General features: G+C 42.9%; 23 protein-coding genes and 2 tRNA genes. 6 read left to right on the top strand and 19 right to left on the bottom strand.

The window, feature by feature from the left end; genetic code table 11:
* From WHS38_11190 to dnaK, 4 genes are all read left to right on the top strand, one after another.
* Window positions 1-235: PD-(D/E)XK nuclease domain-containing protein (locus WHS38_11190; GenBank protein ID MEJ5301540.1), on the top strand; the 235-nt coding region annotated here is incomplete at its 5' end.
* An 810-nt stretch (window positions 236-1,045) separates the two neighbouring features.
* Window positions 1,046-2,131 (top strand): heat-inducible transcriptional repressor HrcA, encoded by a 1,086-nt coding sequence (gene hrcA, locus WHS38_11185; protein ID MEJ5301539.1) that lies wholly within the window; start codon window positions 1,046-1,048, stop codon window positions 2,129-2,131.
* A gap of 26 nt (window positions 2,132-2,157) precedes the next feature.
* Window positions 2,158-2,763 (top strand): nucleotide exchange factor GrpE, encoded by a 606-nt coding sequence (gene grpE / locus WHS38_11180; protein ID MEJ5301538.1) that lies wholly within the window; start codon window positions 2,158-2,160, stop codon window positions 2,761-2,763.
* Between the two features lie 153 nt (window positions 2,764-2,916).
* Complete coding sequence (dnaK, locus tag WHS38_11175; protein ID MEJ5301537.1) at window positions 2,917-4,824, top strand: molecular chaperone DnaK; 1,908 nt, start codon at window positions 2,917-2,919, stop codon at window positions 4,822-4,824.
* Between the two features lie 84 nt (window positions 4,825-4,908).
* Here dnaK and WHS38_11170 read toward each other — a convergent pair whose 3' ends face one another.
* The 8 genes from WHS38_11170 to WHS38_11135 all read right to left on the bottom strand — a co-directional run bounded on the left by WHS38_11170 (window position 4,909) and on the right by WHS38_11135 (window position 11,880).
* The gene (locus tag WHS38_11170; GenBank protein ID MEJ5301536.1) at window positions 4,909-5,169 is read right to left on the bottom strand and encodes an Lpp/OprI family alanine-zipper lipoprotein; all 261 of its coding nucleotides are present in this window, start codon (window positions 5,167-5,169) and stop codon (window positions 4,909-4,911) included.
* Window positions 5,170-5,271: 102 nt separating this feature from the next.
* A complete protein-coding gene (gene aroB, locus WHS38_11165) occupies window positions 5,272-6,345 on the bottom strand; it encodes a 3-dehydroquinate synthase (GenBank protein MEJ5301535.1) in 1,074 nt (357 codons plus the stop codon).
* A 227-nt stretch (window positions 6,346-6,572) separates the two neighbouring features.
* Entirely contained in the window at window positions 6,573-8,672 is a 2,100-nt protein-coding gene (gene feoB / locus WHS38_11160) for a ferrous iron transport protein B (GenBank protein ID MEJ5301534.1), read from the bottom strand.
* Window positions 8,669-8,920 (bottom strand): FeoA family protein, encoded by a 252-nt coding sequence (locus WHS38_11155; GenBank protein ID MEJ5301533.1) that lies wholly within the window; start codon window positions 8,918-8,920, stop codon window positions 8,669-8,671. Before WHS38_11155 ends, feoB begins: the two co-directional genes overlap by 4 nt.
* Window positions 8,921-8,976: 56 nt before the next feature.
* Entirely contained in the window at window positions 8,977-9,297 is a 321-nt protein-coding gene (locus tag WHS38_11150) for a FeoA family protein (GenBank protein MEJ5301532.1), read from the bottom strand.
* A gap of 57 nt (window positions 9,298-9,354) precedes the next feature.
* On the bottom strand, window positions 9,355-10,179 hold the full coding sequence (locus WHS38_11145) for a metal ABC transporter permease (GenBank protein MEJ5301531.1): 825 nt from the start codon (window positions 10,177-10,179) through the stop codon (window positions 9,355-9,357).
* Window positions 10,180-10,197: 18 nt separating this feature from the next.
* A complete protein-coding gene (locus tag WHS38_11140) occupies window positions 10,198-10,965 on the bottom strand; it encodes an ABC transporter ATP-binding protein (protein MEJ5301530.1) in 768 nt (255 codons plus the stop codon).
* Between the two features lie 6 nt (window positions 10,966-10,971).
* A complete protein-coding gene (locus tag WHS38_11135) occupies window positions 10,972-11,880 on the bottom strand; it encodes a zinc ABC transporter substrate-binding protein (protein ID MEJ5301529.1) in 909 nt (302 codons plus the stop codon).
* Between the two features lie 353 nt (window positions 11,881-12,233).
* Here WHS38_11135 and WHS38_11130 point away from each other — a divergent pair, with 353 nt between their 5' ends.
* Entirely contained in the window at window positions 12,234-12,701 is a 468-nt protein-coding gene (locus WHS38_11130) for a helix-hairpin-helix domain-containing protein (GenBank protein ID MEJ5301528.1), read from the top strand.
* 102 nt (window positions 12,702-12,803) lie between these two features.
* On the top strand, window positions 12,804-13,082 hold the full coding sequence (locus tag WHS38_11125; GenBank protein MEJ5301527.1) for a hypothetical protein: 279 nt from the start codon (window positions 12,804-12,806) through the stop codon (window positions 13,080-13,082).
* An 87-nt stretch (window positions 13,083-13,169) separates the two neighbouring features.
* On the opposite strand, the gene WHS38_11120 is transcribed toward WHS38_11125, so the two are convergent.
* The 11 genes from WHS38_11120 to WHS38_11070 all read right to left on the bottom strand — a co-directional run bounded on the left by WHS38_11120 (window position 13,170) and on the right by WHS38_11070 (window position 23,670).
* Window positions 13,170-14,021: a metallophosphoesterase family protein gene (locus WHS38_11120; GenBank protein MEJ5301526.1), complete on the bottom strand. Its 852-nt coding sequence runs from the start codon at window positions 14,019-14,021 to the stop codon at window positions 13,170-13,172.
* 84 nt (window positions 14,022-14,105) lie between these two features.
* Window positions 14,106-16,742 carry a ComEC/Rec2 family competence protein gene (locus WHS38_11115; GenBank protein MEJ5301525.1) on the bottom strand — a complete coding sequence of 879 codons (2,637 nt, stop codon included), beginning with the start codon at window positions 16,740-16,742 and terminating at the stop codon, window positions 14,106-14,108.
* Window positions 16,690-17,946: a UDP-N-acetylglucosamine 1-carboxyvinyltransferase gene (gene murA, locus WHS38_11110; protein MEJ5301524.1), complete on the bottom strand. Its 1,257-nt coding sequence runs from the start codon at window positions 17,944-17,946 to the stop codon at window positions 16,690-16,692. The genes WHS38_11115 and murA overlap by 53 nt, the downstream gene beginning before the upstream one ends.
* Window positions 17,947-18,010: 64 nt before the next feature.
* The gene (gene prmC / locus WHS38_11105; protein ID MEJ5301523.1) at window positions 18,011-18,910 is read right to left on the bottom strand and encodes a peptide chain release factor N(5)-glutamine methyltransferase; all 900 of its coding nucleotides are present in this window, start codon (window positions 18,908-18,910) and stop codon (window positions 18,011-18,013) included.
* Window positions 18,911-18,928: 18 nt separating this feature from the next.
* On the bottom strand, window positions 18,929-19,999 hold the full coding sequence (gene prfA, locus WHS38_11100) for a peptide chain release factor 1 (protein ID MEJ5301522.1): 1,071 nt from the start codon (window positions 19,997-19,999) through the stop codon (window positions 18,929-18,931).
* 156 nt (window positions 20,000-20,155) lie between these two features.
* Window positions 20,156-20,368 carry a 50S ribosomal protein L31 gene (gene rpmE / locus WHS38_11095; protein MEJ5301521.1) on the bottom strand — a complete coding sequence of 71 codons (213 nt, stop codon included), beginning with the start codon at window positions 20,366-20,368 and terminating at the stop codon, window positions 20,156-20,158.
* A 126-nt stretch (window positions 20,369-20,494) separates the two neighbouring features.
* A tRNA-Asp gene (locus WHS38_11090) sits at window positions 20,495-20,572 on the bottom strand.
* A gap of 32 nt (window positions 20,573-20,604) precedes the next feature.
* Window positions 20,605-20,679: transfer RNA gene (locus WHS38_11085), tRNA-Val, on the bottom strand.
* A 152-nt stretch (window positions 20,680-20,831) separates the two neighbouring features.
* Window positions 20,832-22,571: a hypothetical protein gene (locus WHS38_11080; GenBank protein MEJ5301520.1), complete on the bottom strand. Its 1,740-nt coding sequence runs from the start codon at window positions 22,569-22,571 to the stop codon at window positions 20,832-20,834.
* The gene (locus WHS38_11075; protein MEJ5301519.1) at window positions 22,571-23,065 is read right to left on the bottom strand and encodes a prepilin-type N-terminal cleavage/methylation domain-containing protein; all 495 of its coding nucleotides are present in this window, start codon (window positions 23,063-23,065) and stop codon (window positions 22,571-22,573) included. The genes WHS38_11080 and WHS38_11075 overlap by 1 nt, the downstream gene beginning before the upstream one ends.
* Before the next feature lie 86 nt (window positions 23,066-23,151).
* Window positions 23,152-23,670 carry a prepilin-type N-terminal cleavage/methylation domain-containing protein gene (locus WHS38_11070; GenBank protein MEJ5301518.1) on the bottom strand — a complete coding sequence of 173 codons (519 nt, stop codon included), beginning with the start codon at window positions 23,668-23,670 and terminating at the stop codon, window positions 23,152-23,154.
* Window positions 23,671-23,816 lie beyond the last annotated feature (146 nt).

Raw genomic sequence — 23,816 nt, 5'->3', positions numbered from 1 at the left:
AGATGCTACGAACGTAGGCAAGATAGACATGACGGTTTTCTATGGGGACAGAGTTTACATTATGGAATTCAAGGTTGTTGAACTAGATGGGGAAGGAAAGGCACTTGGTCAGCTAAAAGAAAAGAGATATTGGGAAAAGTATGCAAATGGATCCACAAAAATATATCTTCTTGGAATTGAATTCAGCCGAGAGAGCAGAAACATTGTGGGGTTTGATGTTGAAGAAGTCAGGTAGAAGATAATAATGAATAAGACTTCTAAGGTGTTCATAGTTTTGTGAAAGTTTGTTGCCAGCACACCCTATGGTAGCATGCACCGCCTTATAAATTGGGATAGGGGCGGTTAGTTTGACCGATCCCCTCCCACACCAACTGGCATGGGGATCCACATCGGGTGGCTCGAGAAGTGTAGGGGCGACATCTTGTGGTTGCCTCTGCAGATAGCTACTACGGCCTCTGCTGACTTCCCGCTCCGGTTCATCACCCTCACCTTTTCGGGTGCATGTAGGGGCGAAAAATTTTTCGCCCTTACTGCACAACCGCCGAATTTACGCCACTTCGCCTTGATCACGAGAGCTTCGCAGACTCCAGACCGCTCGCCCTGCTCCGCAGCACTTTCTATCTGGCTCCTGTCCATCGGCTCGCAGGACGGCGAGGACGCCGTCCATCCTGAGACTCCCTACACCAGGTCACCCTCGTGCAGTTGCGCTTCCCTACGCTCGCTGTGATCAACCCACGGGAGGACTTTCACCTCCAGGAGCACGTCCATGCCGGGCGCACCAGAGAACAGACGGTGAGGACGCCGTCCCTCCCATGACGGCGGTAAGATATTGGGATGGTCGCCGTCCTCGGCGACCGATTCATAGGGAATCAATCCCCATCCTCGGCGCCCAAGGTAGAGGTGAAAATTTTTTCACCCTTACCGACGTCTTTTTAGAACACGCTCCTAGCTTAGTTGACATGCATTTAAATTGGCACTACATTCTGAATTAGCCCTGGTATATGATGTTAAAAAGCTTTGATGCAATGGAAAAGGGGGTGAAAAAGTGTCTGAGCTTAGTTCAAGAGATAGGGAAGTGCTCAAGGCGGTGGTTGTGGATTACATCCATACAGGCGAACCTGTAGGATCGCGAACTGTGTCGCGGAAATACATGAAACACCTAGGCCCTGCTACTATTCGCAATATCATGTCCGACCTCGAAGAGATGGGATATCTTTATCAACCTCATACGTCAGCTGGGCGGGTGCCTACAGAAAAAGGGCTCAGACTTTATCTTGAATCCCTCATGGAGTCAAAAAAACTTGAGAAAAAGGAGCAGGAACTCATAAGACAAGCATATCAAAATACGACAGGAAGCACAGAAGATGTATTGAAAAGAACATCTCAACTTCTTTCTGACCTGTGTTCTCAGGTAGGTGTAGTTTTGTTCCCGAGACTTGAAAATGTCAAAGTTAAACGTATTGAATTCATAAAGCTTTATGAAAGGTATATCCTGACAATTATTGTTGCCGAATCCGGGATAGTTCACCACAGGCTTATTCTCTCAGAAGAAAATCTGACGCAAGAAGAACTGGATAAATATAGCCGATACCTTAATGACATCGTCCACGAACTGTCACTTGGGGAGGTCAAAGCCAAGATACTGGAAGAAATGCAAAAAGATAAAATGGTTTTTGACCACATTTATGCCAGACTAATGAAGCTACTCGGGGAATTGTTACGTCAGGCTGAAGAACTCGAAGCAAATGTTCATATTGAAGGGCAGGCAAATCTCCTAAACAATCCCGAATTCTCGGATGTTGAGAGACTGAGGCAAATTATAAAAACCTTCGAAGACAAAAGCCGTATTGTGAAACTTCTAGACATGGCTATTAAACCACGAGAAGGAGCCCATGTGATTCTGGGACCTGAAAGTCAGCTTCAAGAATTCCGCGAAATAGGTGTTGTCTCCTCTCCCTATCGGCGTGGGGATTTTGTCCTTGGTGTTGTAGGTGTTATTGGACCATTAAGGATGGATTATCCCAGGATAGTTCCTATAGTTGAATTTACTGCTCAGGTAGTTAGCGAATACATGCAAAATCCGCTTGGAAAAGCGGAAAGCGAACCAACATGCCGTCCCTATTCGGCATAAGATAAGGTCCAGGAGGTGCGAAGAGTATGATAAAGTTTGAGGATAGCGGTCATCCTGAAAACAAACCAGCAAAGGAAGAACTTCAACAGAACGATCAGATTGAAGCTACAAATGAAGAAACCGCTCAGGAGCCAAGCGAAGCTACAGAGCTTACTCGTGAAGAACTGATGGAATTTCTGAGGCAGAAGGAGGAAGAAATTGCTCAATTACGTGATCGGATGCTTAGGATGACTGCAGACGTTGACAACATGAGAAAAAGGCTTGAACGGGAGCGTGAAAACATAATCTGTTACGGCAATGAACAGCTCCTCCGAGAACTTCTTCCAGTAGTGGATAACCTCGAACGAGCCTTGCAACATTCAGGAGGTGATGCGGATTTTAAAACTCTTAGGGAAGGTGTTGAGTTAACATTGAAAAACTTCCTTACCGTGTTGGAAAAATTTGGTTGTAAACCGTTCGAATCTGTTGGCATGCCCTTTGATCCAAGATATCACGAAGCTGTAATGCAGCGAGAGTCATCGGAATATCCTGAAAATACGGTCATTGAAGAATTTCAGAAGGGCTACATGTTCCGAGACCGCCTCCTTCGCCCTGCAATGGTTGTGGTGGCGAAAGGATCAACTCGCCATTAAAAATCCAGAAGTTTTTCGGGAAATAGTAAGGCAAGGGATTGCTAGAATCGCCGATCATGTTAAAGTCATCCTTTGCTTTATAGTTTGTTTATAGTCAGCCTGTTCCCTAGAAATCATCAAAATTCTTGTATAAAGGGAGGTAAACGACGACTCATGAGCAAAGTAATAGGCATAGATCTTGGCACAACAAACTCGGTTGTAGCCATAATGGAAGGTAAGGAACCAAAAGTGCTTGTAAATTCGGAAGGAGGACGCACCACACCATCCATAGTCGCTTTTACAGAGGCAGGGGAATTGCTGGTAGGTCAGGTCGCAAAACGCCAAGCCATCACAAATCCTAATAACACTGTATTTGCTGTGAAAAGACTCATGGGAAGGAAATACGATTCTCCGGAGGTTCAAGGTGATGTAAAAATTCTGCCTTACAAGGTTGTTCCAGCTTCAAATGGTGATGCTCATATTGAAATTAGAGGGCGAGTTTACAGCCCTCCCGAAATTTCCGCTTACATTTTGATGAAGATGAAACAGACAGCGGAAGATTATCTTGGCGAAAAGGTAACCGATGCCGTAATTACCGTTCCCGCATACTTCAATGATAGCCAGCGTCAGGCAACCAAAGATGCTGGACGAATAGCTGGTCTCAACGTGCTCAGGATCATTAACGAACCTACTGCCGCATCTCTGGCTTACGGTCTCGATAAGAAAAAGGACGAGAAAATAGCAGTATTTGATCTTGGAGGCGGCACATACGATATTTCCATTCTAGAAATAGGCGATGGAGTATTTGAAGTCAAAGCAACCAACGGTGATACTCACCTTGGAGGGGAAGACTTTGATCAACGCATCATCGACTGGCTTGTCAGCGAATTCAAGCAAGAGACGGGCATAGATCTTAGAAATGACCGCATGGCTTTACAGCGCCTCAAAGACGCAGCAGAAAAAGCCAAAATAGAGCTATCCACAGTTCTGGAAACTGAAATTAATCTTCCCTTCATAACTGCGGATGCCACGGGACCCAAACATCTCGTAAGAAAGCTCACCAGAGCCAAGTTTGAATCGCTCGTCGAAGACCTAATCGACCGTCTTGTTCCCCCAATGGAACGGGCTTTAAAAGATGCCGGTCTTAATGCAAAAGACATCGACGAGGTCATCCTCGTTGGCGGAATGACTCGAGTGCCTAAGGTTCAGGAACTAGTAAAGAACTTCTTTGGCAAAGAGCCTCATAAAGGTGTTAATCCCGATGAAGTTGTGGCTATCGGTGCAGCAATCCAGGGTGCAGTGTTAAAAGGCGAAGTAAAGGACGTGCTACTTCTGGACGTAACGCCTCTTTCTCTGGGTATAGAAACTCTAGGCGGCATAATGACAAAAATTATCGAACGAAATACCACAATACCCACAAGAAAAAGTCAGATCTTCTCCACCGCTGCTGATAATCAAACTGCTGTTACTATCCATGTCCTGCAGGGCGAACGAGAAATGGCGGCTGACAACAAGAGTCTAGGGCGTTTTGATCTAGTGGGTATCCCACCTGCTCCTAGAGGAGTTCCCAAAATTGAGGTAACCTTTGACATTGACGCCAATGGCATTGTCCATGTATCGGCCAAGGATCTAGCCACAGGAAAGGAACAGGCCATAAAGATCACCCCATCCAGCGGACTTTCTGAGGAAGAAATACAGAATCTTATAAAAGAAGCTGAACTTCACGCCGAAGAAGATCACAAAAAACGACAACTTGTTGAAGCGCGGAATCGAGCTGACAGTATCATATACAGTGTAGAGAAAAGCCTTAGAGAACTCGGCGAAAAGGTAGATTCGGCCACAAGATCTGAAATTGAAACGCAAATTGAAAAGCTCAAAAAGCTAATGGAAGAAAACGATAGAGAAGCGATAGAGAGAGAAACAAACGTTCTTATAAACCTTTCTCATAGAGTTGCTGAAAAGGCATATCAGCAGGCTAGTAGCGAATCGGCAAGTAGATCTAAAGAAACGGAAGCAGAAAAGGACACCAGAAAAGCTGATGAAGACGTAGTTGACGCTGAGTTTGAAGAAAAGAGCAAGTAAATAAACTTCGATTAAACTAAAAAGGGGAAAAATTCTCAGCGAATTTTCCCCCTTTTTGAATTGAACAATTCTTAAAAGATAAAACTACTTCTTCATGTGCTTCGTGAAAATGCTTTCGCACTTAGCAGCCATTGCCTCGGCTTTGCGAGCGGCCTGCTCAGCTCTCTGGGCAGCGGATTCCGCAGCCTGAGCGCTGGCCTGGCACTGCTGCTGAGCCTGCTGAGCCTGCTGCAACGCCTGCTGAGTCTGATCCTGCAACGCCTTGATTTCCTTAGTGCTGGCGCAACCGCCTAAAAGCGATGCACAAAGAACCACAGCCCCAAGGATTCCAACAAGCTTCTTCATCTACAATCCTCCTCCTGATAAATGTTAGCACATACACACACCTAAAAAAGCTTCAAAACGCTTCTCATGTTAGTTAAGCGTTTTTAGTTCGTCAAGAGATTTTCAATAATTTAAAAGCACGGTTTTTTCCACTAAAGAAAAATCTCTTGTGGTATAAAGCTCGACCTGCCCTGGTTCAAGAGGTATAACAAAAGTAAGCTTCTGGCCCGTTTTCTTTTTATCAGCCCATAAGGCTTCCATAATATCTTCAAATCGAAATAGCTTTGGAATCTTAACAGGAAGATCATACTTAGAAAAAAGCGAAGCCATTCTCACAGGCACATCATCAGAAACTTTCTTCAATAAAACACCAAGATGCGCAGCGCAAACGCAACCAATCGCAACAGCATCTCCATGGGGAATCGAATAGCCACTCACTTTTTCAATAGCGTGCCCAAAGGTATGTCCAAGATTCAGCACACGCCTTAGCCCGCTTTCTCTCTCATCTGCCATAACAATATTTGCTTTTATCCTGGCACATCGACTAACTACATTTTCAAGAACAGCCAAATCACGTGACTTTACAGCTTGATCATTCCCTTCCTCCAAAAGCTTAATCAATTCGGGATCCCCAATCCACGCTGTTTTTATAACTTCAGCCATCCCCTGGGAAAAAACTCGTTCAGGCAATGTAACTAAAAATTCAGGATCTATAGCCACCCACAAAGGCTGATAAAAAGTTCCGACAAGGTTTTTACCCTCGGGAAGGTCAACCCCCGTTTTACCACCAATACTGCTATCCACTTGAGCAACAAGGGTTGTTGGAACTTGCACAAAAGGCACACCTCGCATGTAAACTGACGCAAGAAACCCTACCACATCCCCTGTAACGCCTCCACCTACGGCAACTAAAAGAGACGTTCTGTCGGCTCCACGGCGAACCAACTCCCGAGCAAGTGCTTCAATCGAGCTTAGATTTTTTAGATCTTCCCGAGCTTCCCATTCAATCACTTCGTCATCTTCCCAAAAAAAATCTTTAGCCCATCTTTTTGTGACTTCCCAATCGCAGATCCAAAACATCTTCTTCCCAGGAGCAAGTTCTTTAAGTTTATTCCTTATCTTCTTTCTGAGCCCCTGCTCACACTCTATTTTGTAGGAATAGTCGCCTTCTCTCTTAATATTTACCGATATTTCCACTGCAAAAATCCTTCTTAATCGTTACATTTTATTGCCGATTAGATCCTAAATCATCCTTTAGTTCAATCCTACTAGCACAACCAGTCATAGAGCATGAAGAGCAGTTACAAGCTCCCGCCCCTATTCTTATTAAAAAGAATCTTACTACAATCACGACACACACAACTACAATAAACCAAACTAATATCCATTGGATCACTTCGGCTTCTCCTTTTTGTCCAGGAAAATCAAATAATTCTACCTACCTGGTATATAATTGTCGCAATTGTAAAAGCAACCAGAGTGTTAAACACCAACGCAAAAAGACTCCATTTAACACCCCCTGTTTCTTTAGCAATAACAGCTAGAGTTGCTATACAGGGAGCGTAGATCATAATGAAAATCATGAAGACCCACGCAAGGAGGGGCGTCCACTGTGGATCATCTTTAATCCTTTGACTAAGGCTCGTGTTTGCTGCTTCTTCATTACCATCTTCAGATCCCAGAGCGTAAGCTGTTCCAAGAGTTGAAAGGATCACCTCTTTAGCGGCAAAACCTCCAAAAAGAGCCACATTAATTTTCCAATCGAAGCCACAGAGATGGCTTACCAGGGTAAGGCCTTTACCAATTCTACCAGCAACGGAATATTCAAGCTCGATTCGATTTTTATCTTCTGGGCCTGCATTTTTTATCATTTCCTCAGGCGGCTTAGGATAACTCATAAGTGCCCACAACAGGACAGTAATAGCCACAATAATCGTGCCAGCTTTTTTAATGTATTGCCATGTGCGCTCCCAGGTGTGGATAATAAGCCCCTTGAGGGTTGGGAGACGATACACCGGTAGTTCTAGCAGAAATGGAGTTGGAGGTCCCTTCAAAATTGTTGATCTAAGTATCCAAGCCACGACAAGAGCTATCAGCCATGAAAATAGAGTCAAAACAACCATGATTTGAGCTCGCTGTGTTTCAAAAAAAGTCGCAATGATCATCGCATAAACAGGTAATTTGGCGCCGCAATTCATAAAAGGCGTGGTAAGAATTGTCGCAAGACGCTCTTTGGAGCTACGAAGCGTTCTGGTAGCCATAACACCCGGGACAGCACATCCACCAGCAATTCCTCCTCCAATGATGAAAGCCATTACTGAATTGCCGTGAAGTCCAAAAACCCTGAAAATCCTATCAAGCATGTAAGCCACTCTGGCTAAATATCCAGTATCTTCGAGGACAGCTATACAGAAAAACATTAGCATTATTAACGGCACAAAACTGAAGACATTCCCTACGCCACCTATTATTCCATCCACGATAAGAGATTGCAAAGGTCCTTCTGGAAGAACTTTATTTACGGCTTTAGCAAGCCACTCAAACAGTTTATTGACCCATTCTACCGGAAGTTCGCTATAGGTAAATGTCACAGTATAAACCAGGTAAAGAATAAGGATCATAATGATGGGACCCAGAAGTCGATTGGTAAGAATACGGTCAAGAACGTCGGTTAATTCCCTGCCTCCAGGAACAGACTGTCGCTGGATTATACCATCCTTTAGGAGAGCCGTAATAAAGCCGTAGCGATAATCTGCAATAACTGCTTCAGGGTAGGTTTCAAGAGTTTTTGAGATGTGGTCCGCCACTTTGCCTGCCATTGATTTTAGATAGTCAGAGAATTCCTTGCTGACCGCATCACCTTTTTCCATAATTTGTTGATCTTCTTCGAGATATTTAAGAGCAATCCATCGAGATGGATACTTATCGGTCAGGAACTTTTTCTCATCAATAAGCTTTTCCATTTCATGAAGGAAGTGATCCACATCGGGGCCATAGGAGATAGTGAATATATTATTATTTCTGGGATTTTGTGCCGTTTGAATGATTGTTCGAATCAGTTCTTCTTTTCCCTTACCAGATCTCGCCACCATGGGAACGATCGGAATTCCAAGGCGTTTTGAAAGCTTTTCCTTATCTATAGACATTCCTCGCTGCTCGACCATATCCATCATATTAAGAGCCAGCACGACAGGAACACCTAGTTCCAGCAATTGAACAGTCAGATAAAGATGTCGCTCCAAACTTGTGGCATCCACGATATTAACCACTACATGAGGCTTTTCATCAACGATAAAGTCTCTGGCAACGAGTTCTTCCAGGGAGTAGGCAGTAAGGGAATAAGTTCCAGGAAGGTCAACTATTTTTAATCTTAATCCATTGAAATTAAAAAATCCTTCCTTTCTTTCTACAGTAATGCCCGGATAATTGCTAACATGCTGACGCCCTCCGGTCAGTTCGTTAAATAGAGTGGATTTTCCACAATTAGGATTTCCAGCAAGCGCAACAACAAGTTCCTGGCTCATGAATCGTTTCCCTCCACTTCTACCTCTATGTAATCCGCCTCATTATTTCTAAGAGTCAGTCTAAAGTCTCTGACCTTAATGGCAACAGGATCTTTAAGAGGTGCTCTACCCTGAATTTCTATCGGGGTTCCCGGCGTAAGTCCCATATCTCTGACTCTTCTTCCTAATTCTCCTGTGGCTTTTATGGAATGAATAATACCTTTTTGACCTTCAGCCATATGTCTCATCAGTATAATCCGCTTTCCCATCAACCCCCTCCCTAAAAGTTAGGCGCAACTAACTATTAGCCGAAAAAAAATTATAACTATCTACCGATTTCTTCCACCATGATTTTCTGGCTTACGCCTCTACCAAGAGATATCGTTACGTTGTGAACTTTTACTATGCATGGAGAATCACACCCCCCGCAAAGAAGTTCCATTTCCACACCAGGATAGATGCCCATGTGAGCAAGCCTTGCACAAACCCCTCGCCCACCAATAACTCGACAAACCTTAAGCCTTTTTCCCGATTCAGCCATAGCCAGAGGTTTTAGATTATTCTGTTTTGGATCAAACTGGGGCATCTTCGCGCATGGAGGACAATCATTCTTCCAAAATTTCCAAAATTCCTTAAACCCTTTCATGGTTTCTTACCTCAGTTGGATTGTTCAATTGTTAGGTAAGACAAACTTTATATGGTGTCAAGATTTTTTTCTTAGAGCCATGTAGCGAGTTACTTCTACCACTGAAAAACTTACGCCGGATACTATTATCATTACAGGACCAGCAGGCAAATTAAGCTCATAGGATATCCAGAGTCCCAACACCATAAAAACAAAGGAAAAGACTGACGAAAGAAACATCATGGTCTTTAGAGATCCACTCCAGTGTTCAGCCAAATATGACGGAATAGAAAGCATTGCAAGCACAAGAACAAGACCTACGAATCTCATGAGAAGAATAATAGCTACAGACGTAAGAACAAGAATTAAATAATAAATCAATGTGGCGGGAATACCTAAAACCCGAGCATACTCAAGGTCATAGGAAACTGCCATAATTTCCCTATAAAACCACCAAATCCAGATTAGAAGAACTCCATCAAGTATAAACATCACCATAATGTCAGACGGCAAAATGGTCAAAATGCTTCCAAAAAGATAACCCATAAGATCCGATTGATAGCCGGGCGTAAGGCTAACTAGCAAAGCTCCCAGAGCCATCCCAATAGACCATAGAGCACTCACGAGGGCATCGGCATGATGTTGCCTTCGAAATGTTATGATACCAAGCAGGAGAGCACATAAAACCGAAAAACTTGTTACAACAGGAAGCATTGGAAGTCTAAAGAACAGTGAAAGTCCTACACCTCCATAGGCAGCATGCGCGATACCTCCTGCGAGAAAGACCATTCTATTTACCACAACCAAAGAACCAATAATCCCACAAGCTATAGCTGCAAGAAAAGAAGCTAGAAGTGCCTGTCTCATAAAATCCAGATGAAAGAACGATATCAATTCCGCCATGTTTTGCATTTCCTCAATTTATCGATGTTCCTTAAGCACCCGATGTGGAACACCATGAGCTATCAATTCCACAGGGCAGTGATAAACCTTACCGATCACTTCTTCTGTAAGTTCTGGATCGCCGTGATAAAATACTCCTCCATTTACGCATGCTATAGATTTAACATAGGACGATAAAACACTCATGTCATGACTCACCACAACAATTGTAAGATTCTCGTTTAGTTTTTTGAGAAGATCATAAAGCTCAGTCTGAAACATAGGATCAACACTCGCTGTAGGTTCATCCATAAAGAGAATTTCCGGCTCTCCAATCAGAGCTCGAGCAATAAAAACCCGCTGTCTCTGTCCCCCTGAGAGTTCACCAAGTCTGCGATGAACATATGAAGAAAGATGCATCCGTTCCAGTATTTCTTGAACCTTGCGGCGATCTTCTAAAGAAATTGAACGTCTTAATCCCCTTTTCTTTGCAAGACGACCTGTCATTACAACGTCAAAGACGCTAATAGGAAATTCTTTATTGCGGTTTATATCCTGAGGCACATAGCCAATGCGGTGCCTTGCTTTTTCTGGATCAACTCCAAATATGCGGACAATCCCTTTTTCCGGCTTCAAAAGCCCAACACAAAGTTTAATTAAAGTAGTTTTCCCACCACCGTTGGGACCTAACAAAGCTAAAAAGTCCCTTTCCGGAACTTGTAAATTCACATTTTTAAGCACTGTATGCCCGTTGTAAGAAAAACTTACATTTTCAAACTCTACAACGATTTTACCGGATTTATTCAAATCTTCTTACCTCTTCATGGATGATACCAATTTGGCTGCAACATTTCTCATGTTACTTTCCCAATCGTAAACAAGAGGATTTAAAACATCAAGGTCAACCCCAAGCTCTTTAGAAATATTCTTTTCAGCGACTGAAGGGACATCGGACGAGACGAAAAGAACCTTAATGCCGTTTTCTTTTACTTCAGCCTTCAATCTTTCGAGATCCCTGGGACCAGGAGATTTTCCTTCCTTCTCCACAGCCAGTTGGTTTAACCCATAAGTCTCGGCAAAGTAGCTCCATGCTGGATGGTAAACCAAAAAAGAACGCCCTTTAAATGAATAAAACATCGATGCAAGCTCCACATCAAGAGCTACAAGCCTTGTCATCCAGTTTTTAAAGTTATCACTATAAAAAGCTCTTCCTTCCGGGTCTGCATACACCAAAGCTTGATATATATTGCGAGACTGAAGCATCACAAGGGGTGGGGAAAGCCATACATGAGGATCCACGCCATCGCTATCAAGATGATGTTCTCCCCCATCTCTATGAGAATGACCTTCTTTCATAACAACACCATAAGTTATGTTGATTACCGACATTTGGGGGAAACGTTTCTTTAACCTATCAAGCCATATTTTCTCCACATCCAAATAACCTATAGCAAAATAGAGTTTTGCTTTCTGAAGATCATCAATATCCTTTGGTTTTGGTTCATAAGTGTGGGGATCAGCTCCTTGGGGGATTAGAGTAACAACCTGGACACGATTTCCACCAATTTGTTCGACGAAAAATTTCTGAGGGGGAATACTTACGGCAACCACTATAGCGGGAGAAGCCCCTTGAGTAATATCAGCCAAACCCCGTTCAACACCGAGAATTCCCAAAAAACTAAAAAAAGCAAACAGCAAAATACTCACTCTAAAGTGGCCCACCTCTTCTTAACCTCCTTCGTCTGTTACCACTGTTCCAACTATTTTGGAGAAACAATAGAAATTTAATATTATGCCCAGCATATTAAAAAGCAAGAAAGGTTTTTAATTCGATTAACCATCCCAAACAAGCATAAGCTTATTGCGAAACTAACTAATTTAAGAAGAATCAGCATTAAAAATGATGATATTTCACAAAAAATACATGCCAAATCGAATAAAGCATCTTTTTTAAGTCATCAATAGCCATAATAAGGCTTTGATATTTGGTTAAAATAATGATTAAGCTAGCTCACGCTAATAGTGAGAGGTGGGATTTAGACCAACAATTAACAAAGTAAGCAAAGGAGGACAAAATGAGCAAGTGGTTGAAAGTAGTCGTAGCAGCAGTTTTTTTGATGGGAACGGTTGGTATTTCATTTGCGGCTGATCAGCAGGCACCAGCTCAGCCAGCAGCTCAGCCAGCACCTGCAGTTCAGCAACAGGCACCAGCTCAGCCAGCTCAACCAGCAGCCCCGCCAGCATCTGCTCCTAAAGAAATGAAGAAAGATGAAAAAGCGGCTGCTCCTGAAAAGAAAGAAGCGGCTCCTAAGAAAGTTACCAAGAAGGCCAAGGCGGCAGAGGCTGCAGCACCTGTGAATATTAACACTGCTACAGAGAAAGATCTTGAGAAACTTCCTGGCATTGGTAAAGTTCTTGCCAAGAGAATTGTTGAATATCGAACAAAGAACGGACCTTTCAGTGCACCTGAAGATCTTATGAAGGTAAAGGGCATTACCAAGAAGAAATTTGAAGCTATTAAAAGCCACGTTGTGGTTCAGTAATAAATAAGCGAAAGTGCTGCTTCCTAAAATAGGAAGTAGCACTTTTATTTCCCGAGAGGCGGGGAGGAATCGGAATAAATTTTAGAGAGGAGAACAAGGAATATGAAAAGGTTCTTAAGTGCACTCATCGCAGCAAGTTTTATCATGGTTAATGGGGCATCTTTTGCTCAGGAGCAGCAGGCTCCTCCAGCACCGGCAGGACAACCACCGGCTGTTCAGCAGCAAGGTGTATCCGAGCAACTAAGCCCTGTGCCAGCTCAGGCTCCCGCTAAGAAAGTTACCAAAAAGAAAGTGAAGAAGGCCAAGAAGAAAGTGAAAAAAGCTAAAGCAAAAAAAGCTAAAGCTAAGAAACCCGCTGCCAAGAAAGCAACAACCAAGTAACCGAGAATAGCCTAAATTTATAATCTTCCCACCTCTCTCAGGAAACTTCCCCTTTTCCACAAACTTCGGGAAGGGGAAGTTTCTCATTTATTTTTTATTCCAGGCATAGGCTGTCCTGACAAAACGCTGAATGGTTTCAATGTTCCTGAATAGTCTATTTAATCTCAAAGATTCGGCAACGTTCCATACATCGTAAGGTATACGAAAAAAGCTTATCACTCCTTCGTTGGCATCATACAAAACGCTGTTTGCCATAGGCACGCCGTCCCTGTAAGGTCCCCCTACAGCCCCTGCTTTTATCCAATATTTACTAGAACCATTAAGCACAAACTTCTCTTCTATTATTCCACCAGCAAAAGTAGAACTACTTTCAGCCACAGAGTCTTTCGCCCTTATAGGATGTTTCTTTACCTGTCCGTTCTCAGTAAATTCGTAGAGTGCGGGTAGATGATCGTGTCCGGTGATAATGACTTGGACCAAGAAGTCTTTCCACTTTGGGATACATTCCCCAAGTTTTTCTTCACTAAGATATGTGAAATTTTCAATAGACACCGAAGTGCCTTCCTCGGGTAAATCAAAGGGGCTAAAGTGAGTGATCACACATGTTTCTTTTTCTATAACCAGCGGAAGAGATTCGAGATATTCCAAGAATTGTGGAAATTCGGCTAGGGTCCCGGCTGTGTAAGCTGTTGCCTGCATTCTATCTATTTGATCCTTATAATCAGGGAAAACCCCTGCCACCATAAGATCATGATTCCCAGCGACAGAAGGAATTCCCATTTTAGTAATGACTTCAAGAGTTTTTCTACCCCAGGGAAGCCATCCTACGATATCCCCAAGACATATAACCTCATCAGGCTTTACAGTATCAATATGTCTAAGAATAACATCCAGAGCCTTCTCATTCCCATGAATATCGCCAAATCCATAAATGCGCATTTTCACATCCTCCCTTAAGCTTATTACACCAAGACAACCTTTTCCTAAACTTTCTATCCATTTAAGAAAAAGCGGAAAAATTTTCTAATGCCGATAAGAAATCACACTTAACAAATAGGGCGTGCCTTTCTCACTGGTTCCGTAAATAGCCCAGGACTTTCCATTGGATATAGATCTTATGGCTCCGCTATCAAAAGTCGTAAAGCAAGGAACATTTCTTTTCTTACACCACTGAATAAAGGCCGGACAAGGCACATTTTTGGATTTTTTTGTCGAAATAATGACAGCATCTGGAGAAATCTCATCAAAAAGAGATTCATCAAAAGATCCACATCTTCCATGATGAGGCGCAACTAGCAGAAGCACTTCATTATCTTTCCTGGAAATGTCTGATTTTATTTGATAAAGCACATCCAGGGTGGCATCAGAAGGAATTACAAGAACCGTTTTTTCGTAGCTAACCTTATAAACCGTAGAAGATCTATTAAGATTCTTGCATAAGGACGTAGAACTCAACTCATCGAATGAAGGATACAAAATCTGAAAATTTACCTTTTCAAAGTCACTGTTAATCTGGTTTGCATTATGGTATGGAATTACAAACACTTTTCTTGAAGCGGCAAAGCTTACCAACCTAAATTCATCATCGTGTGTCGGAGGACATAAAGGTTCTATAAAGCGTCTTACGGGAAAAGAATTAAGCAAAAATTCAAGCCCCTTTGCGTGGTCGTAATGATAATGAGAAAGAACAACATCATCTATATGCCTGAAACCTAAGGCGATAACAGCAGGAACAATGATCCGAGATCCAATGTCCATCGAGCTTTTGGGAATGCCTCCCCCGTCTATAATCATTGTCTTGCCATCTGGAAAAGCGATAAAGTTGCTACTTCCATCGCCCACATCCAGCACAATTGCTTCAAGTGTACCCCCTTCCTTTCGCTCCGTGACAGCAATTAAACCCTGATAAGATGCTGAAATTAGAGCAAGTATAATCATCGTCAATAAAATCGGCGATTTTCTTCTTTTAAGTGTTACAACAGCCAAAGCCAGTCCGATCCAATAGCAAATGATCCATAACTTTGCTACTACTGGAGATGACGTCCATGGAGTTCCCCAAAAAACAAGCTCATTCCAGTTCCCAAAAAACTTTATTAGCCCAATCATTACCTTGATCAAAAACTTTGCGATACCGACAAAAATATCGCTTATGACCTGACTCACCAAGAAACCAACAAGAACAGCAAGTCCCACTGGAACCACGAAAAGGCTCACGTAAGGAACAAGCGCAACGTTTGCTATCAATCCAGCCCAGGAAAACCTGAAGAAAAAGTAGATTACCAGCGGACACAGAACAACTTGCACACACAGGCTTACCCAAAAAATATCAAAAAGAACTCTCCTCGTCCCAATTAGCAACTTTACCAAACGTCCCTGATCAGGTTCTGAGCCTCCTGCCCAAAGATATCCGTTTTCTCCCATAGGTCTCAACACCATGGCCACCCATGTAATACCAGCCACTGCTGCAAAGGAAAGCGCAAAAGACGGAGAATAAAGCAAGGACAGATCCGTAATAAGTATCATCATGGCGGCAAGGGAAAAAATTGTAAAAAAGTCTATTTTTCTAAATAAAAGCAATCCAAAACTTATGAATCCCACAGCTATAAGCGATCTTTGAGTTGGGGCGGCAAGACCGGCTAAAACAGCGTAACAAGCCACGACAGGGAGCGAAATTAAAGCAGAAAGCACGGGTTCCGGAATGAAAAGAAATAACCCTGGAGCGATATTCTTAAGCCCCCATCTCACCAGAAAAAACAATAAAACAGCTACGGAAGCTAAATGTAGCCCCGAAATGGCAAGTAGATGCTGGACTCCAGCACGACTTGTAAACTCATTCCATTCATCACTGATAAACCTTCTATAACCAACCGTCAGAGCCTTAAGGAAAGCACTCTCTGGATATGATATAGTCCGATCCAGATAATCAGAAAAAGCCTGCCTTTGTTCATCTATCCATTGCAGGAAACGAACATAAAGTGACCTATATTCGTCATTCAGAGTGATAATTTCCTTCCCATCTATGAAAGATACACCGTAAATGCCCTTCCAGAACTTTATCTTTTGAAAATCCTGATGAGATGGTGGAGTTGGATTTCTGAAATTTTTCGACTCCTGTATAGAGCTTACCGCAATAAACTTTTCACCGTATTTCCAGCGTCTATCCGGATTTTTCACAAAAACGTAAAGCTTCGGTTTGAATATTCCATCTTCAAGGAATTTGCTGGCCTCGTTTCCATCCAGGATTTTTTCTACTCTAGCAACGAAGCGTATTTTATCGGGATATTTTTCAATGAAACTATCAATAGAGCCTTCCCACCGAACTTGATTAGGAAATCCAAGAACTTGCATGAACTCTTTAAAATTCTCAACATCTTTCTCGGCCATCTGAGTCTGAAGATACCGATACCCTATTCCAGCAATGAAACTAAATATAATCAGACATATGACGAAAAATTCCAATTTATATTGTCTAAAGCGGATTATCGCCCAGAAGGCAAGGCACAATAAGGCAATTAGAAAAATCGTAAAAAGGGGTATTATGTCGGTAAGGTAGAGACCTAGAACAAAAGAAAACCCTAGAGCACCACCAGGGGAAAGATTTCTTAAACTACGTTTTAACGCGTTTGATACGCGCTCCCACAGCTTCAAGCTTTTGATCAAGTTTTTCGTATCCTCGATCAAGATGATAGACTCGACTAACTTCCGTCCTGCCATTAGCGGCAAGCCCTGCAAGAACAAGGGATGCCGAAGCTCGCAAATCTGTCGCCATAACCGGTGCTCCTGTAAGTTTCTTAACTCCCTGAACAATGGCACTACGTCCCTCAAGCCTTATCTTGGCACCCATGCGGTTAAGTTCAGGCACATGCATAAATCTGTTCTCGAAAATCTGCTCTGTTATCACACTAACGCCGGATCCAAGGGTCATCAAAGCCATGAATTGAGCCTGCATATCGGTTGGAAATCCCGGAAAGGGCCAGGTCTTGACATCAACACTTTTGATCGATTCCGGTCCCCACACTTCCAGACCATTATTTCGCTCTTCGATTTTTAAGCCAGCAAGCTTTAATTTATTAACGATAGCTTCTACATGCTCAATAATGCAAGGACTCAAAATGAGATGTCCACCGGTTATACCGGCAGCCACCATATAAGTCCCAATCTCAATCCTGTCAGGAATCACCCCACAGGTGGACGGCGTGAGTTTATCTACACCTTCAACAATGATCTGATGAGACCCTGCCCCTTGAATCTTTGCTCCCATAGATTTGAGATATTCCGCTAGCGCCACAACTTCTGGCTCTCGAGCGGCATTTTCAATAACGGTTGTTCCTTCCGCTAGTGTTGCCGCCATGAGTATATTCTCGGTGCCTGTTACCGTAACCTGATCAAAGGTGAAAACTGTTCCTCGGAGCCTTTCGGCAACAGCGATTACATAGCCGTGTTCTATGTTTATGTCAGCACCCATCAACTCAAGAGCCTTTATGTGCAAATCGATAGGGCGAGCTCCAATAGCGCACCCACCAGGAAGGGATACTCTAGCTCTACCATAACGGGCAACAAGAGGACCCAACACCAGCACAGAAGCACGCATAGTCTTAACCAAATCATAGGGAGCTTCTAGATTATTAAGCCTAGATGAGTCAATGAGAAGGTTTCCGCTATCATCCAGGGACGTTTCAGCCCCCATAAATTCTAGAAGACTCATCATGGTTTTAACATCTCTTAGACGAGGAACATTTTCAAAACGATGAACACCAGGAGCAAGTATAGTGGAAGCCATGAGCGGTAGAACTGCATTCTTTGCTCCACTTATAGGAACGGTTCCTTCAAGAGACTTGCCTCCTTCTATAACGAGTTTATCCACGGCTCAGTTTTCCCTCCATTCTTACACCCCAAAATTTTTAATCTTTCTTTCGGAAGATTCAAAGCTACGTAGGTTTTATCTTCTCAACGCAAAGCAATCGATCAAAACCACTGTAGTCTTTTATCACATTCAGACGAAAGCATTCTTCACTTCCGCCCCTTTTTTCAATCATATCTCTAAAGAATTCACCAGCATCTGACGCCTGTTTATGTCCTATTTCAACAAGCATCATACCTCTCACGACAAGATGATTCCAACCATTGGTCAAAACAGCTTTTACTGTATCTAGGCCATCCTTTCCACCACCAAGAAGAGCGTGAGACGGTTCATAATTACGTATCTCGGGGGCAAGTGTTTTATATTCTTCATGGGAAACGTAAGGAGGGTTAGAAACTATAAGATCGAAAAGCACGCCAGGCTTGAAAGCCGAAAAAAGATCCATAACTAAAAAGTTAATTCGATCAGCGACTCCATGCTTTTCTGCATTCCGACGCGCAACGGCTATAGCTTCGGGAGAAATATCGGTTGCCACGAGAAAATCAAGTATTGGAAGTTCATGAGCAATCGAAACGATTATAGCACCCGATCCGGTTCCAACATCAACTACTCGCTTATAGCCCCGCTCTAGAACACAATCTACAGCCTTCTCGACCAGGATTTCTGTCTCCGGTCTGGGTATTAGAACCGATGGATTAACTTCGAATTCCAGCGACCAGAATTCTTTTCGCCCCGTTATGTATTGAGAAGGCTCACGAGCCACCCGGCGCTTTACTACTTCCTTGAAAGAAGCGAGTTCGACAGGGGACAGAGGCTGATCATAGCGAAGATAAAGATCAATTCTACGGATTCCCAGGGTGTGAGCAAGGAGAACTTCAGCTTCTGAACGAGGCGCATCAATGCCTTTCTTACGAAAATAGTCAACGGTCCACTCGAGAAGAGTCAAAATAGTCCATTGCTTCCGCATTGTGCGCCCACATAAGAACTAAACATCCAACCGCTTCAATTCTTCCGTCTGATAGTAAGTTATCAAGGCATCTATGATTTCATCAAGGAGTCCGCTAAGAACTTCTTCAAGTTTGTAAAGTGTAAGGTTAATACGGTGATCGGTGACCCTATTTTGAGGGAAATTGTATGTTCGGATACGCTCACTTCGGTCCCCCGTTCCCACCTGCTGTCTTCTTTCCTGAGCAATCCTTTCTTCCTGTTCGCGTCGCTTCATATCAAGAAGCCGAGAACGAAGCACCTTAAGAGCCTTAGCCTTGTTTTTATGCTGGGACTTTTCATCCTGGCAGGTAACTACAATCCCTGTGGGCAGATGGGTAATCCTTACAGCAGAATCGGTAGTGTTGACACTCTGTCCTCCTGGTCCCGACGATCTGAAAACATCAATACGAAGTTCCGACGGATCAATTTCGATATCCACCTCTTCTGCTTCCGGAAGCACTGCCACCGTAACGGCAGAAGTGTGAATCCGTCCCTGGCTTTCTGTAACAGGAATTCGCTGGACTCGGTGAACTCCCCGCTCAAATTTCAAACGACTATAAGCACCCTTACCATGAATGCTTGCAATGATTTCTTTGAAGCCACCCATGTCCGACACATGTTTATCCAGAACTTCTATCTTCCATCCCTTTTCTTCTGCATAGCGGGCATACATCCTGAAAAGATCCGCCGCAAACAAAGCGGCTTCCTCCCCACCAGTTCCAGCACGAATTTCCAGAATGACGTTTTTTTCATCATTGGGATCTTTGGGAAGCATCATGAGCTTTAGCTGATGAAGAGCTTCATCTCTTTTTTCCTCGAGTTCAGCAATATCCTGTTTGATTAGATCCCTCATCTCAGGATCTTTTTCATCTTCAAGAAGTTCGAGATTTGCTTCAATTTGGCGATTCAAATCCTTGTATTTTCTGTATGCATCAACAATAGGAGCAATTTCCGCATGTTCTCTTACAAGCTTCTGATACTCCTGAGGACGACCAATAACCTCAGGACTGCTCATTGCTTGCTCAATTTGCACAAACTTACTTTCTACAGCTTCCAACCTCTCTAACATAACACCTCTGACACCACCATCCTGATTTTTTACTAGATACTGACTAGTATCACAGCCTTACCAACAGACTGATAAGAAAAGGCAGGATGCACAGCATGCACCCTGCAGGATTTCATAACGGCTAACTGCCGAAAAATTCTTTCTTTCCGAGAGTTTTTATTCTTGAATCTGGTAATCTTTGTATTTCTTCAGGAATTGTTCAACTCTTCCCGTAGTATCCACAAGTTTCTGTTTACCGGTAAAGAAAGGATGGCATTTGGAACAGACTTCAACTTTTAGTTCCTTCTTAGTTGATCCAACATGGATTTCATTTCCGCAGGCGCACTTAATAACTGCCTGGTGATAGGGCGGATGAATACCTTTTTTCATGACTTAAACTTCCTCCTTTTTATCTTCCTTTCGGTTTCTTACGAGGTCTTCCAACCAAGAACTGGTATTATAGTGAGCATAGCTTCAATAGCAAGACTTTTTGTAGGCTTTCACAAGACAAAAAAATGGCGGGGTCGACCGGACTTGAACCGGCGGCCTCCGGCGTGACAGGCCGGCGTTATAACCGTGCTTAACTACGACCCCGCAACTTAAACAACTTAAATTTATCTCTGTCCTGGTGGGCGGAACAGGACTCGAACCTGTGACCCCCGGCTTGTAAGGCCGATGCTCTCCCGCTGAGCTACCCGCCCACTTCCTACCCGCCGGGGGTAGGTAAGTTCCGCGTGTTGCGTCTCTCTATTAGAAAATTTTGGCGAAACTGTCAAGGGGTTTTGAAGACCGGCTTGCTATTTTCTCTGTGCTTCCTCTATTCTCTCTGCGTCTCTGTGATTAGCTCAGTTTCTTACTGAACTGGCGTATATGCCCTGGATCTTAACTTGTTAAGTTCCAGGGCGGCTTGAATTGCAATTGGAGTTCTGGGATCAAGCTCTAAAGCCGCCTTGAAGTGTTCCATAGCTTCAAGATAATGACCCGTTTCAGCCTCTGTTAGTGCGAGAAAATATACGGCTTCCTGAAAGGATGGATTAAGCTGAACCGAAATGTCTAAATACACTAGAGCCCTTGAAAGATGTTCTTTCTTGAATTCCTCACTTTCCGCTCTTTCTGCCGCTCTTCTTTCAATCATTCCCAAAAGGAAATAAGAATGGTAGTTTGCAAACAACTCGGTTGATTGAAATAGATGGTAGCGAGCGGTTTCATCATCACCAATATTGATATACCCGAGAGCCAGCGAAGTATGAAAAAGGCTTTTCCTGAACTTAGAATCTGCTCCAGTTACGTCCATGCCTTTACCGGTCATATAGGGACAATCGAGAGCTCTTTTCCATACATCCATCGCTTCCTGAACCTTTCCCTTTTCGTATAGAGCGTTTCCATACCACTGGTAAGGCAAAGCAAAATCGGGAGACTTCCTGACAGTATCACCCCAGAGTTTTTCTCCATCAGTCCATATCATCGTTCTGTGAAACGTAACCACGCCGTAAAAAACCACCAAAACCAGAACCAATACCCATCTCACAGCCGTAGCGGGTATGCTCATTATAAAGACGGCAACAACTATGGCAAAAGCCACGGAAGGAAGATAAAGGTATCTTTCAGCTACAGGAGTTACAGCACTTCCGCCCAATAGAATAACCTCATGAGGCAGAATAGTTATAAGCCACCATAGAATGAAAAAGGAGATCAAAGAATATCTTTTTCTTAACACCACTGCTAGAACTAGCAATCCGATAAGAGATATCAGGCTAAAGACAAAAAATAGAACCCCTTCGGGCAGTTCACCAATGAAGAAATTTAACGGCAGGGGCCAGAATATTTTTCTGAGATAGAATCCGTAAGACACTATTCCCAGACGAATAAGTTCGGTAAGACTGTGATGAGAAAGAAAAGGAAGAAGCAAATTTTTAATGATATGGCTTCTTGCAGCTACAACTGCCCCAAAAAGAAGAGAACACACTGCGACAACAGCAATGATAATTCGTCGTTCTCTGGCATAAACAAACTCATAAGCCATCACCACCACAGGAACCATTACTCCCGGCTCTTTTGCAGCCATTGTAAAAACGGTAAAAATCAGAAAAGAAACCAGGGCAGCCCAGGACTTCTTAGACCTGAATTCAATGTAAGATATTATGGCGAGCAGGAAGAAGGTCGTGCATATCAAATCGGTTCTTCCTTCAATCCAGTTAACCGACTCAGTGTGAATTGGGTGAAGTGCAAACAGGAGTCCTGCGATCCAGGGAATGCTGGAAGATTTGCTGTCGTAGTGAATTAGTAAAAGCCTGTGAGCTAAAAGAGCAACAAGGAGCGAATTTAACAGATGAAAGGTGATATTGGTAATATGATACCCCAGAGCATTACGGTGCCATATAGTATAATCAATCAGGGAAAAAACAGTTATCGTTGGGCGAAAATATACATACTTTTTCAGCCCTTCAAAAAAACTAAATTCTCTAATGGACGCAAGTTGCTGTTGGATGTATATGTAGTCGTCCCAGACAAAACCAATCTTAAAAGTGCATAAATAAGCAAGAATTCCAAGAATAGGGATAGAAACCCATCCAAAAATCAAATGCTTTTTCATTATGGACAACCTGTTGCTCCACCCTTACCGTGGATTTCATCATCATAACAGGCAATATCACTGGTTGATGTTCTGGAATCAAACACCAGCTTAGCACCACCATTTTTTGCAAAATTTCGCAGAACCTTAGAAGAACTTTCCAACGTAATTTGGATTGAAGCCGATCCGGCTGGTGTAAAAGTAATCCTTACAAGCGGAGGAATCTTAAAACTGTAACTACCTGAAGAAGTTACTATAGAACCGGAAGCATCAACCCAACATACCTTATCAACACTTGATGCAGTTGCATCGCAGACACCATTAGGATATCTGTTAAATTCACTATAAAAATCCTCAGCCACAAGCATCATTTGCTTCAGAGTGCTTTCAAGCCTGGCATAGCGGGAGTTGGCAATATATTTCATATACTGAGTAGTTCCAACAGCAGCCAGGATAGCAATGATTGCCATAACAACCAGGAGTTCTATAAGAGAAAAGCCTCGTTGCTGGCTCATAAAAACTCCTTTTTTATACAAAAATGGTAGCTCCCCCTATCGCTAGGAAGCTACCATTAAAATCTAAGCTAACAACTCACTATACTTTATGGAATGCGGCAATAATAACCTGAAGGAGTTGTTGGATCTGTAAGAACATGACTTACCCCATCATAGGCACAACCAAACTTATCGGTGCCACTAATAACATAATTAGACAGCACTACAATACTTCCATTGCTTATTACAACTTGACTACCCTGAATCTCTACTGTAAGCCCATCAATCTGAATCGCACTAAGCCATCCAGGAGGGGTTGAAAACGCTCTCACTCTATCACAATCAGTAGTTGTGCCATTAGCATCCCCTTGAGCAATCAACATACTATCACTATAAATAATACCAAATGTATTGTCGTAAGCACAATTAGGATCGACATTCTGCACAGCAGTAGCCCCTAACCCAATAGCAAGGTTTGCAAGACTTTTTGTAAGATTCTGGACGTTCGATAGTCTTGCGTTTGCCGTGTATTTCATGTATTGCGGCACGGCAATAGCTGCAAGAATGGCAATAATCGCCACAACGACTAAAAGCTCAATCAACGTAAAACCTTTTGAATTCCTCATAACTAAACCTCCTTCAGACTTTTTATTTTTTTACATCTAACCTTTACATAAAACAACTTGCTTTGTCCTTAGGGCAAATTTAATGCCATACGAAGAAAGAAAACGCAATTTAGAAAATTACTGTAAGATCATAATCTTACAATTTC

Source organism: Thermodesulforhabdaceae bacterium (assembly GCA_037482015.1).
In the GTDB taxonomy this organism is placed as follows: domain Bacteria; phylum Desulfobacterota; class Syntrophobacteria; order Syntrophobacterales; family Thermodesulforhabdaceae; genus JAOACS01.
The sequence above is the reverse complement of the archived record's forward strand: the minus strand, read 5'-3'. Positions and strand labels throughout refer to the sequence as shown.